11 protein-coding genes are annotated in these 11,876 nt (G+C 73.9%); 5 read left to right on the top strand and 6 right to left on the bottom strand.

From position 1 onward, the window contains the following. Window positions 1-78: 78 nt before the first annotated feature. Window positions 79-573, bottom strand: a complete 495-nt coding sequence (locus tag ACZ6JY_RS03135; protein ID WP_469191635.1) for a DUF3145 domain-containing protein — start codon at window positions 571-573, stop codon at window positions 79-81. A 343-nt stretch (window positions 574-916) separates the two neighbouring features. On the opposite strand from ACZ6JY_RS03135, the gene ACZ6JY_RS03130 reads away from it, so the two are divergent. Then, the gene (locus ACZ6JY_RS03130) at window positions 917-1,828 is read left to right on the top strand and encodes an SGNH/GDSL hydrolase family protein (RefSeq protein WP_469191929.1); all 912 of its coding nucleotides are present in this window, start codon (window positions 917-919) and stop codon (window positions 1,826-1,828) included. A gap of 26 nt (window positions 1,829-1,854) precedes the next feature. After that, complete coding sequence (locus ACZ6JY_RS03125; RefSeq protein WP_469191633.1) at window positions 1,855-2,844, top strand: aldose epimerase family protein; 990 nt, start codon at window positions 1,855-1,857, stop codon at window positions 2,842-2,844. 17 nt (window positions 2,845-2,861) lie between these two features. Here ACZ6JY_RS03125 and ACZ6JY_RS03120 read toward each other — a convergent pair whose 3' ends face one another. The 3 genes from ACZ6JY_RS03120 to ACZ6JY_RS03110 are packed head-to-tail and all read right to left on the bottom strand — an operon-like array spanning window position 2,862 to window position 6,639. Next, window positions 2,862-5,318 (bottom strand): beta-glucosidase, encoded by a 2,457-nt coding sequence (locus ACZ6JY_RS03120; RefSeq protein WP_469191631.1) that lies wholly within the window; start codon window positions 5,316-5,318, stop codon window positions 2,862-2,864. Window positions 5,319-5,364: 46 nt separating this feature from the next. Beyond that, complete coding sequence (locus tag ACZ6JY_RS03115; RefSeq protein ID WP_469191629.1) at window positions 5,365-5,760, bottom strand: RidA family protein; 396 nt, start codon at window positions 5,758-5,760, stop codon at window positions 5,365-5,367. A gap of 60 nt (window positions 5,761-5,820) precedes the next feature. Beyond that, complete coding sequence (locus ACZ6JY_RS03110) at window positions 5,821-6,639, bottom strand: NAD(P)-dependent oxidoreductase (RefSeq protein ID WP_469191627.1); 819 nt, start codon at window positions 6,637-6,639, stop codon at window positions 5,821-5,823. A gap of 49 nt (window positions 6,640-6,688) precedes the next feature. Here ACZ6JY_RS03110 and ACZ6JY_RS03105 point away from each other — a divergent pair, with 49 nt between their 5' ends. Together ACZ6JY_RS03105 and ACZ6JY_RS03100 are read left to right on the top strand one after the other, a co-directional pair. Continuing rightward, window positions 6,689-7,675 (top strand): LysR family transcriptional regulator, encoded by a 987-nt coding sequence (locus ACZ6JY_RS03105; protein ID WP_469191625.1) that lies wholly within the window; start codon window positions 6,689-6,691, stop codon window positions 7,673-7,675. Between the two features lie 66 nt (window positions 7,676-7,741). Continuing rightward, on the top strand, window positions 7,742-8,644 hold the full coding sequence (locus ACZ6JY_RS03100; protein WP_469191623.1) for an aminoglycoside phosphotransferase family protein: 903 nt from the start codon (window positions 7,742-7,744) through the stop codon (window positions 8,642-8,644). Between the two features lie 16 nt (window positions 8,645-8,660). On the opposite strand, the gene ACZ6JY_RS03095 is transcribed toward ACZ6JY_RS03100, so the two are convergent. Beyond that, entirely contained in the window at window positions 8,661-9,293 is a 633-nt protein-coding gene (locus ACZ6JY_RS03095; protein ID WP_469191621.1) for a LysE family transporter, read from the bottom strand. A 405-nt stretch (window positions 9,294-9,698) separates the two neighbouring features. Between ACZ6JY_RS03095 and ACZ6JY_RS03090 the strand changes: the two genes are divergently transcribed. Beyond that, complete coding sequence (locus ACZ6JY_RS03090; protein WP_469191927.1) at window positions 9,699-10,937, top strand: pyroglutamyl-peptidase I; 1,239 nt, start codon at window positions 9,699-9,701, stop codon at window positions 10,935-10,937. 19 nt (window positions 10,938-10,956) lie between these two features. Here ACZ6JY_RS03090 and ACZ6JY_RS03085 read toward each other — a convergent pair whose 3' ends face one another. Next, window positions 10,957-11,775, bottom strand: coding sequence for an EI24 domain-containing protein (locus ACZ6JY_RS03085; RefSeq protein WP_469191619.1), 819 nt, complete (start codon window positions 11,773-11,775; stop codon window positions 10,957-10,959). Window positions 11,776-11,876 lie beyond the last annotated feature (101 nt).

Below are 11,876 nucleotides of genomic sequence, written 5' to 3'. Positions count from 1 at the left end.
GAGACTTCCGGGCGGGCCTTCTTCGTACATACGGGGACTTACGGGGACGGGGGCGGCCGCCGGGAGCGGCGCGCGGTCTCACACGACCTGGTGCAGCCACCGCACGGGCGCGCCCTCGCCCGCGTAGCGGAACGGTTCGAGCTCGTCGTCCCAGGGCTTGCCGAGGAGTTTGGCGAGCTCGGCGGCCAGGTCGCTCTCGCCGCGCTGGGAGCGGGCCAGGGCGGCGCGCAGCCGGTCCTCGGGGATGAGGATGTCGCCGTGCAGCCCGGTGACGGCGTGGTAGATGCCGAGCTCGGGCGTGGCGCTGTACCGCTCGCCCTCGGCGCTCGGACAGGGCTCCGCCGTGACCTCGAAGCGCAGCATCTGCCAGCCGCGCAGGGCGGAGGCGAGCTTGGAGGCGGTGCCCACCGAGCCCTGCCAGGAGAATTCGGATCTCCAGGTGCCCGGCGCCGCGGGCTGCCTGATCCAGTCGAGGCTCACACGCGCGCCGAGCACGCCCGCGACGGCCCACTCGACGTGTGGGCACAGCGCGCGCGGAGCGGAGTGCACGTACAGAACTCCACGTGTCGTCACCGGGACCTCCAGTGTGGGTCGAGGTTCGCCTGTCCCGGCGGCCTCGCGCCCGTGCCGAGCAGTTTTCTCCAAATACTAGAGAAACCTGAAAAAAAGGGGACAGATGTGACGTGATGTAATTTAGCGGAACCAGAGCGGCGGGGCGTCACCGGGTGGATCACCCGCCTGTCGCCGCCGTGAGAGCAGTGGCCAGGCGGCTACGGGGCCGAGGCTACCGTGCGGCGGCGCAAGGAGTGTGACGTACCGTCGGTCCGTGGCCCGGGAAACTCCGACCTTTCACCCGGCGGGGCGCAACCCCGGGCACGCGCACGACGTCACCCAGATCGACGAAGGGGACCAGGGGATGCGGAACCGCAGGCACCGCTCACGTGCCGCCGTCGCTCTCGCGACGGCGGCTCTTCTCGGCACCGCGACGCTGACCGCGTGCGACGCGCAGGGCGGCAACTCCGCGGCCCCCGGCGGCCCGTCCGCACTCGACAAACCGTCCCCGAAACCGACGCCCTCCTGGGACACCACGCCCCGCTCGCTCGCGGCCGTCGGCGACTCCATCACCCGCGGCTTCGACGCCTGCTCGGTGCTCTCCGACTGCCCCGAGGCGTCCTGGGCGACCGGTACGGACGCGGAGGTGCGCAGCCTCGCCACGCGGCTGCTCGGCAAGGAGCGGGCCGCCTCGCACAGCTGGAACCTCGCCAAGACGGGCGCCCGAATGGCGGATCTGTCCGGCCAGGTCGAAGAGGCCGTCGCCGAGCGGCCGGAGCTGGTGACGGTGATGATGGGCGCCAACGACGCCTGCCGTTCGTCGGCCGCGTCGATGACGCCGGTCGGTGACTTCCGCGCCGACTTCACGGCCGCGATGCGCACCCTGCGCAGCTCGCTGCCGAAGACCCAGGTGTACGTGGCGTCCGTGCCGGACCTCAAGCGGCTCTGGTCCCAGGGGCGCACCAACCCGCTGGGCAAGCAGGTGTGGAAGCTGGGCATCTGCTCCTCGATGCTGGCCGACCCCGACGACCTGAACGCCGCGGCGTCCCAGCGGCGGAACTCGGTGCGGGACCGCGTGGTGGCGTACAACGAAGTACTCGAAGAGGTGTGCGAGAAGGACCGGCGCTGCCGGTACGACGGCGGGGCCGTCCACGACTACCGCTTCGACGGCGACCAGTTGAGCCACTGGGACTGGTTCCACCCCAGCAAGGACGGCCAGTCCCGCCTCGCCGCGCTCGCCCACCGGCAGATCACCTCGCGCGAACCTCTGTCCTAGGGCCCGTCCGGCGTAGGGTCGCGATCATGCGCAGCGAACTCTTCGGGACACTCCCCGACGGCACCCCTGTCCACCGCTGGACCCTGGAAAGGGGCGGAGTACGGGTGCGCGTCCTGACGTACGGCGGCATCCTGCAGACGGCGGAAGTTCCCGACCGATCCGGGCGGGTGGCGCAGGTGGCCCTGGGGTTCGAGGGGCTCGACGGGTACGTGAAGCACCCCAGCCCCTACCTCGGCGCACTGGTCGGGAGGTACGCGAACCGCATCGCGGGCGGCGCCTTCACCCTCGACGGGCGCACCCACCGGCTGGCGCGGAACAACGGCTCCAACGCCCTGCACGGCGGTGAGCGCGGCTTCGACAAGCGCGTCTGGGACGCGGAACCGGACGGCGACCACGCGGTGCGGCTCGCGCGGGTGAGCCCGGACGGCGAGGAGGGCTACCCCGGACGGCTCGCGGTCTCGGCGACGTACGCGCTGGACGCGGCGGGCGCGCTGAGCATCGCCTACGAGGCGACCACGGACGCCCCGACCGTGGTGAACCTCACCAACCACACGTACTGGAACCTCGCCGGCGCGGGCTCGGGCAGCGCGCACGGGCACGAGGTGCGGATCGCCGCCTCCCGGATCACCCCGGTCGACGGGGACCTGATCCCGACCGGGGCGTACGAGGACGTGGCGGGGACGCGGTTCGACTTCCGTACGGCACGGACCGCGGGGCCCGGATTCGACCACAACTACGTGCTGGACAAGGGCGTCACCGCCGGGCCGGTCGACGTGGCGGGGCTGCATGATCCCGCCACCGGGCGGGACCTCACCATCTCGACGACCGAGCCGGGGCTCCAGCTCTATACCGCCGACCACTTCGACGCGGAGCTGCCGTTCGCCCCGGGGGACGGCGTCGCCCTGGAGACCCAGCACTTTCCCGACTCCCCGAATCGCCCGGGGTTCCCGTCCACGGTCCTGCGGCCCGGCGAGACCTATGCGTCGCGGACGGTGTACGGCTTCTCCGTACGGTGACGCGCGCCCCGTCCCGCCTATGCCCGCAGCGTTCCGCTCAGCCGGGTGTCCGCCACTGAGCGGCCCGCCCGCACCTCGTACATGCCCGCCCGGTACGCCCACACGTCCGCCGCCTCGTCCCACGTCTCGAAGGCCCGGCGCGGGATCCCGACCGTCACCTCGACGCTCTCGCCCGGCCCCGCCTCCGCGCCCGCGAAGCCCGCGAGGCGGCGGGACGGGCGGTCCGCGTCGGGCTCGGCGGGGCCCAGGTACACCTGGACGACCTCGCGGCCCCGGCACTGCCCGGTGTTGCGGACGCGGACCGTGGCCGTGGTGCCGTCGAGGGTCAGTGACTCGTACGTCCAGTCGGTGTAGCCGAGGCCGTGCCCGAAGGGGTAGGCGGGGGTGGCGCCCGCCCTGTCCCAGGCGGGGTAGCCGATGAAGACGCCCTCGGCGTAGTCGAGTTCGCCGTCGGTCGGAGTGACCCGGGTGACGGGCGCGGCGGCGAGGTCGCCCCAGGTGGTGGGGAGACGGCCGCCGGGTTCCTCCGCGCCGAGGAGGACGTCGGCGAGGGCCGCGCCGCCCTCCTGGCCGGGGAACCAGCCGAGCAGCACCGCGGCGACGTCCTCGCGCCACGGCAGCTCAACCGGGGAGCCGGAGTTGACGACGACCACGGTGTTCGGGTTGGCGGCGGCGACCGCGCGCACCAGGTCGTCCTGGCGGCCCGGCAGCCTGAGGTCCCCGCGGTCGAAGCCCTCGGACTCGACGCGCTCGGTGGTGGCGACGACCACGACGGCGGTACCGGCGCCCCGGGCGGCCTCGACGGCTTCGGCCATCAGTTCGTCGGCGTCACGCCGCGGGCCGAGGTGGACGAGCGAGAACAGGACGCCCGGCAGCGGGGCCGCGACCCCCTTGGCGAGCGTGTGCAGCAGGGAGACCTCCACGGGTTCGTCGGCGGTGAGCGCCACCGTGCCGCGCTCGACCGGGGAGCCGAAGAACGCCTCGAACGGGTCGGCCCCGGTGCCCGTCCCCTGCACGCCGTCGAAGAGGACCCGGCCCCCGGCCGTCAGCCGGAAGGCGCCGAGGCCGCGCGTGCCGAAGGAGTGCCCGCCGCTCTCGCGCGGGGTGAACGTGCCGGTCACCTCGACGCTCGCGAGGGCCTCATGGGTGACGCCGTCGGGCAGGTCGTCGCCGATCCACTGGACCTGCCCGGAGGGGAGGCTGCCGACGCCGAGGACGTTGCCGTCGGCGTCGCGGCAGACCGCCCTGAGCCTGAAGCCGTTGCCCGCGGGGGCGAGTTCGTCGTTGGGGTCGGCCCCGACGGCGTAGGTGAGCGTCCCCTCGGGCAGGGCGGCGGTCAGGCCGTCCAGCGGGGAGACCACGTGGTCGGGGAAGACGGTGGCGGAACCGCCGCCGAGCACCCGGGCGTCACGGGCGGCGGCGCCGATGAGGGCGACCGTGCCGGTGCCGGGGGCCAGCGGGAGGGTCCCGTTCTCGTTGCGTACGAGGACGAAGGCGCGGCGGGCGATCTCGCGGGCGAGGGCTTCGCCGTCGATGTCCGCGGGGACCCGGAAGACGACCGGCTCGGCGCCTTCGAGCGCGCCGACGCGTGCGGCCAGGCGCAGGACGTTGCGCACGGCCTCGTCGAGGGTCTCCTCCGCGACCTCGCCCGCGCGCACGGCGGCGGCCAGCGGTTCGCCGTAGACGGTCCGGGGGCCCGGCATGGCGACGTCGAGGCCGCCCTCGACGCAGCCTGTGGTGGAGCGGGCGGCCATCCAGTCGGAGACGTTGCAGCCGTCGAAGCCCCACTCGCCGCGCAGGACCTCGCGCACGAGGTGGCGGTGCTCGGTCATGGTCACGCCGTTGACCTGGTTGTACGCGGTCATGATGCCCCAGGGGCGGGCGTCGGCGACGATCGCCTCGAAGGGGGCCAGGTAGAGCTCGCGCAGGGCGCGGGCGCCGACCTTGTTGTCGACGGTGAAGCGGTCGGTCTCGGCGTCGTTGGCCACGAAGTGCTTGACGGTCGTGCCGACGCCGCCGCTCTGCACGCCCTGGACGTAGCCCGTACCGATGACTCCGGTCAGGTACGGGTCCTCGCTGTACGCCTCGAAGTGGCGGCCGCCGAGCGGGGAGCGGTGGAGGTTGACGGTCGGCGCGAGGAGCACGTGCACGCCCTTGCGGCGGGCCTCCTGCGCGAGGAGCGCGCCGGCGCGGCGGGCCAGGTCCTGGTCCCAGGTGGCGGCGAGGGCGGTCGGCGATGGCAGCGCGATGGACGGGTCGTCGGCGGTCCAGCGGACCCCGCGCACGCCGACAGGACCGTCGGACATCACGAGGGACCGCAGGCCGATCTCGGGCAGGGGGTGCAGGGACCACATGTCCTTGCCGCTGAGCAGCCGGGCCTTGGCCGCCGGATCCAGCTTGCCGAGCGCGGCCTCGACGGCGGCTTCCCGCGCCCGGTCTCCCTGCGTGGCCTCGGTGGACGTGCCTGCCGCCATGACGGTGCCTCCTCGTTGAGTCCTCCCTCCATCCTGCATGGGGCCGCTACGCGGTGTCCCTACCGGCGGGTACGGCCGCGACCACCTCGACCTCGATCAGCGCCTCGGGCCTGAAGAGGCGCGGCACCTCGACGGTCGTGCTGGTGGGCGGGGTGCCGGTGAGGAACTCCCGGCGCACGGCGGCGTAGTCGGGCAGGCCGCCGATGTCCGTCAGGAACGTACGGATGTTGACGATGTCGCCGAGCCCCGCCCCGTGGGCCCGCAGCAGGCTGTCGAGGGTCTCGAACACGCGGCGGGACTGGGCGGCGAGGCCGTCGCCCTCGCCGATCTGGCCGGAGAGGTACAACAGGGCGCCGCCGCCCGGGAGTTCCACGCGGGCGACCTGGGAGTAGGGGCCCAGCGGCTGCGGGGCGGAGGCGGGGTTGTCGAGGGTTATCCGCATGCGGGTGCTCCTTGGCGGGGCGTTGAGGCCGGGGTGGCTGAAGGGGTCGGAGGGGCTCGGTCAGGTGTCGCGGTGGGCGCGGATGTGGGTGACGGCGCGGGCGATGTCCTCGTGGACGACGTCCGGGTCGGCGGCGGCCGCCTCGAAGTGACCGAGCACCGCCTCCATGGCGGGCAGCCGGGCGGACTCCGTGGCCAGCGCGATGTCCTTGACGGCGAGGTCGCTGCCGAAGTGCACGTCTTCCGCGAAGGCCCGGGCGACCGCGCCGCCGAGCGGCCCGCCGGCCAGGGCGTCCCTGGCGGTCTGCTCGGCCAGGCCGAGCGCGTCGGCGAGTTTCATGGCCTCCGCGACGAGCGCGACGCCGCCGATGACAGCGGTGTTGACGACGAGCTTGAGGGCGGCGCCGGTGCCGAGCCCGCCGGTACGGGTGACCGGGCCGAAGCGGGCAAGGACGTGCTCGACGCCCGCCGCGTCGCCGCCCGCGAGGATGCCGAGGCGCCCGGCGGCGGCCTTGTCCGTACTGCCCATGACGGGCGCGTCGACGAGTGTCACCCCGGCGGGCACCCGCTTTTCGAGCTCGCGCACGACGTCCGGGCCGACGGTCGACATCTCCGCCCAGTACGCGCCTGACCTCAGCGCGGGAAGGATGGCGTCGGCGATCTCCCGTACGGCGTCGGGTCCTGCCAGCATCGTGATGACGACATCGGCGTCACGCACGGCGTCGGCGGGGTCCGGCGCGGCCCGCGCGCCCGCCTCGACGAGGGCTTCCGCCTTGGCTGCCGTACGGTTCCACACGGTCAACGGGTGTCCTGCGGCCAGCAGGTGACGGGCCATCGGCTCGCCCATGTGGCCGAGGCCGAGGAATGCGATCTTCTCCATGTGCTCGACGCTAGGCCTGCCCACGGGGTGCGACAAGCGAATGTCTAGCATGCCTGCCATGCCGAATCCGCATACCCCACGCATGGTGGAGCCCACTCCCCCGGCCCGTCCCTCGGCCCCTTCCCCGGTGGCTCTCCCCGACCTGTCCACCGTCTGGCTGCGGACCTTCCTGGACGTGGCCCGGCACGGTTCGTTCACGGTGGCCGCGCGGGAGCTGGGGTGGACGCAGTCCGCCGTGTCGCGGCAGATCTCCGCGCTGGAGGCGGCGCTCGGCGGGGCCCCGCTCTTCGACCGGCTGCCGCGCGGGGTGCGCCCGACCGCGGAGGGCCGGACGCTGCTGCCGTACGCGGAGGAGGTCCTTGCCCGGCTGCACCGCGCGGCGGGTGAGCTGGCGGCGCTGCGGGACGCGACGGGCGGGCCGCTGCGGATCGGGGCGTTCGCGACGGCCGACGCGGGGCTCGTGCCGCGGGCGCTCGCGCGGTTCCGGTCCTGCCACCCCGGCGTGACCCTCACCCGGGAGGAGGGCCGCACGCCCGCGCTGCTCTCCCGGCTGACGGAGGGCGAACTCGACCTCGCCGTCGTCTCGACCACGGGCGGCGCACTGCCCGACGGCGCGTACAAACTCCATCACCTGCTCGACGAGGCCCTGTACGTGGCTCTGCCCGCCGGCCACGCGCTGGCGGCCGAGCCGGAGCTGCGGCTGCCGGGGCTCGCCGCCGAGGACTGGATATCCGGCAGCCCGCACATCGAGGGCACCCTCCTGCACCTGGCGCTCGGCCACGGATTCCGGCCCCGCGTGGCCCACGTCGTCGCGGAGTGGACGGCGAAACAGGGGTACGTCGCCGCGGGCCTCGGCATCGCGCTCATCCCCCAGCTAGCGGCGGAGTCGGCCCGCCCGGACATCACTCTGGTCCCCCTGCGGGACGACTCCGCGCCGGCGCGCAAGGTCTACGCGGCAACGGCGCGAGGCCGGGCGGTGCCGCCGGCGGCCACGGCGTTCCTGGCGGCCCTGCGCTCCGCCTGCCCCCGCCTTTGAACGGACCCACGGGGGCAGTGGCCGCCCGGCCACCCCGACAACTACTCCCCGAGGAGACTCCCACCCATGTCCGAGCAAGAGCAGAAGATGCACGCCGACGAGGCCGAGATGGACGAGGGGCTCGTACGGCGGCTCGTGGCCGCCCAGTTCCCCGCCTGGGCCGCGCTGTCCGTGGAGCGCGTCGGTGCGGCGGGGACGGCCAACGCCATGTACCGGCTGGGCGCGGACATGGTGGTGCGGCTGCCCCGCGTCGCCGCGTCCGCCGAGGATGTGGAGGGGGAGCACCGGTGGCTGCCGCGGCTCGCGGCGGCGTTGCCCGTCGCCGTTCCCGAGCCGCTGGGGCTGGGGAGGCCGGGCGAGGGATACCCGTACGCGTGGTCCGTCTTCCGGTGGCTGGCGGGCACCACGCCGGAGCCGGGCGTTCCGCTCGCCGGTCCCGCGCTGTTCGCCAAGGACGTCGCGGAGTTCCTGATCGCCCTGCGGGAGGTCGACCCGGCGGGGGCGCCCGCCGCCTACCGGAGCGAGCCGTTGGCGCGGCGCGACGCCCGTACGCGCGAGGTGATCGCCGGGCTGCGCGGCACCGTGGACGAGCGGGCCGCGACCGCCGTGTGGGACGCCGCCCTGCGGGCCCCGGCGTGGCGGCGGGGCGCCGTCTGGACGCACGGAGACCTCCAGCCGGGCAACGTCCTCGTCGACGGCGGCCGGCTCAGCGCCGTCATCGACTTCGGATGCATGGGCCTCGGAGATCCCGCCGTCGATCTGATCTCCGCCTGGTACGTGATGGACGGCCCGGCCCGCGACGTCTTCCGCACCGCGCTGGGCCCCGCCGCCGACGACGCCATGTGGGCGCGCGGCCGGGGCTGGGCCCTGTCGATCGCGCTGGACGAACTCGCGTACTACCGCGTGACAAACCCGAGGATGGCCCGCATAGCGGCACACGTCATCGCCCAACTGACGCACGCTGCTTAGCGACTGGCGGAGTCACTCAGGGCGCCGACAGCAGCAGGTGTGTCGCCAGGGCCGTGATCAGCGCGCTCGACGCCAGCGCCGTGAGCAGGCGGCCCCTCCTGCCCGTCAGGGCTCGGCCGAGGAGTGCGCCGCCGCCCGCGAGCAGCAACTGCCAGCTCGCGGAGGCCACCAGGGCGGCCAGGGCGAACGCCGCCTGCTCCAGGGGCGTGAGCGAGGCCGTGGCGGGGCTGCCGAGGACGAGCGCGGCGAAGTAGATCACCGTGGCGGGGTTCAGGAGGGTGATGCCGAGCAGCATGGCGTAGGCGCGGGCCGGGCCGACGGGGGTGCCGGTCCTGCCCATGGCCCGGGTGCGCCCCCGGTATTCGCGTACCGCCACGACCGCTCCCCGTACCGCCAGGGCGAGGAGGACGAGGACCGAGGCCCAGCGCAGCGGGACCAGGGCCGGTTCGAGGAGGCGGGTCAGCGAGGTGCCGCCGACGGCCGCGACGAGGGCGTAGACGCCGTCGGCGGTCGCCACGCCGAGGGCGGCGCAGGCGCCGGTCCGCAGTGAGGTGCGGGCGGTGAGGGCCACCAGGTAGGTCGCGACCCCGCCGACGGGCATGGCGATGCCGTACCCGGCGAGCAGCCCCGCGACCAGGACCGCGCTCACGCGAGGACGGAGATCGGCCCCCACGCTCGGCCGGTCCGCTGCTGGTCCCGCGCCACGGTGGCGACGGAGACGGTCAGCGGCGGAGCGGCGGTGGCCGGGCTACGGGTCATGGACGGAGCTTGGCGGCGGCAGAGCACCCCGGGCAACCGATTTACCCGGCCGGGCCGTGGGGTTGCGTCCGCCGGTGTCCCATACATGGGCGGCGAAGGCGTCCCGTGACATCGAGGACCTTGGACCCGTAGCGCTCGTCCCTGTCGTCCCGCGATACTTCCGCCACCTCACCGGTAACGGTGAACCGCTTACGGAAGGATCCGCGTGTCCCCTCGTCCTCGCGTGCTGTCTCGTCCCCCACTGCTCACCGGCTCCCGCTCCCGGATCGGCGGCGCGCTCGGCCTCGCCGTGCTGATGGCCGGGCTCGGTGTCCCGGCGCCCGCCTCCGCCGCACCGGGGGATGCCGGTGGCCGCACGGTCACCGTCGAGGAGGCGCGGCTCGACCGGGCCGCGCCCCAGGAGATCCTGCGGCGCAGCGGCTTCGACTCCCGGGCGCCGGAGTTGGCGCGTGCGCTCGGCAAGGCGCGCTCCTACGAGCAGGCGCGGCGGCTCGTCATACGGGAGGGCAGGTCGTTGTGGCGCGGGGCCGTCGACCGCGCGCAGGGGCGTGGGCCGGCCGGCGGCGATCTGAGCAGGGACGACGACCGGCCGCTCTACTGGGCGCGGCTCGGGATGACGCGGGAGCTGCGGCAGTGGGAGCCGAGCCGGTTCTCCCTGAGCGACGCGCGGCGCGCGCGCCTCATGGACTCCCTGGAGACGACGTCACGCGGGCAGGACGACGTACGGTTCGCGGAGCGCCGTCACGGCAAGGAGCGCCACCACGGCAAGGGGGTCAAGCGTGTCTTCGTGACCGGCTTCGACCCCTTCACCCTCGACCGGGACGTCCGCATCAGCAACCCGTCGGGCGCGACCGCGCTGGCCCTCGACGGCACGACGATCCGGACCGCCGAAGGACCGGCCCGGATCGAGGCCGTCACCTTCCCCGTCCGCTGGCAGGACTTCACCGACGGTGCGGTGGAGCGGGCGCTGCGTCCGGTGCTGCCCCGCGTCGATCTCTTCACCACCGTCAGCCAGGGCCGCGTGGGCCGCATCGACGTGGAGCGGACCAACGGGGCCTGGCGCGGCGGCTTCCCCGACAATGACAACGCCTCGCGCACCGAGCAGGTTCCGGTGACCGACCCCGCCTCACAGCCCCAGTGGACGACGACGACCCTCCCGTACAAGGCAATCGCGGACGCGGAGACCGGCCGTTTCCCGGTGTACGACAACACCTCGGTGACCGAGATCCCGGCGGGCGGTACCCAGCCCGTGGTGCGTCCTGACGGGCCGACCGCGGGGTCGGCCGCGCGCGCGGGCGGTGGCGGTGACTACCTGTCCAACGAGATCGCCTACCGGGCCACGCTGCTGCGGGACCGGCTCGGGCTGCGCGGCCGGCTGCCCGGCGGGCACGTCCACACGCCCGTGCTCCAGTTCGGCGCGGGGAACACGGACCCGGCGACCGGCGCGGTGACCGACCCCGAGTTCGTGCGGAACCGGCTCGACATCATCGCCCAGATGCGGAGCATCCTGCGGACGGCCGTCTCGGCGTCCTGACGGTCAGGCCCTCAGGCTCTCAGGCCGGGCGGCCGGAACCGGATCCGCCGCCCGGCCCGGGGGCGCCCTCGCCGTCACCCTGACCGCCGTTGTCGCCGTTGTTCTCGCCCAGCAGGTCCCGCGCCATCAGCGTCGCGCCCGCGACCGCGCCCGGCATCAGGAAGACGGCGACGAACGGCACCAGGAAGGCGACGGCGAGCGGCGTCCCGAAGCCCCAGGCCAGTTGCTTGCGGGAGCGCAGCAGGGCCAGGCGGTCCCGGAGTTCGACGCCGCGGCGCTGGAGGGCGACCGCGGTGAGCTCCTCGACGAGGAAGAAGCCGGTCACGCAGAAGCCGATCACCGGGATCACGGTCTGGCCGATCACCGGGATGAAGCCGAGGGCGAAGAGCAGGATGCCCCAGAGCACCGCGCGGACGACGATGCGCAGGCTGTCCCGCGCGGAGATCCACAGATCCCGCCAGAGCGGAAGCCCCGACTCGGGGGCGTGGCCCGACTCGGTGATGTCGACCTTCTCGGACAGCGACTCGTAGAAGGGCTGCCCGATCAGAAGCGTCACGGCGGTGAAGGTGAGGACGGAGAGCAGCAGCGCGAGGGCGAAGAGCAGGGCCGTCAGGAAGCCGCGGAAGAGGCCGAGCCAGGGCGACGACCAGTCGTCGGCGAACGGTGTGGCCCAGCCCACGAGGTCGGTGCCCCAGAGCGCGAGCGAGACGAGCGCCGCGGCATAGAGGACGAGCGTGATGAGGCCGGGCAACAGCCCCATTCCGTACTGCTTGCCGTGCTGGGCGACCCAGCGCTGGCCCTTCATCAGGTATCCGAAACCCACACCAAGATCGCGCATGCGGCACACCCTAGCCGTCGCAGAACGGGGGTTCGGTCGACACCGTGTGCCAGGACTGTCACAGCGGATGCCGCCCGCGCTGTGACAGGGGAGGCCTTCCG

The sequence above is a fragment of the Streptomyces sp. NPDC046335 genome, from assembly GCF_055587985.1.
Note: the sequence above shows the minus strand (reverse complement) of the source record. Positions and strands in the feature narration are given on the sequence as shown.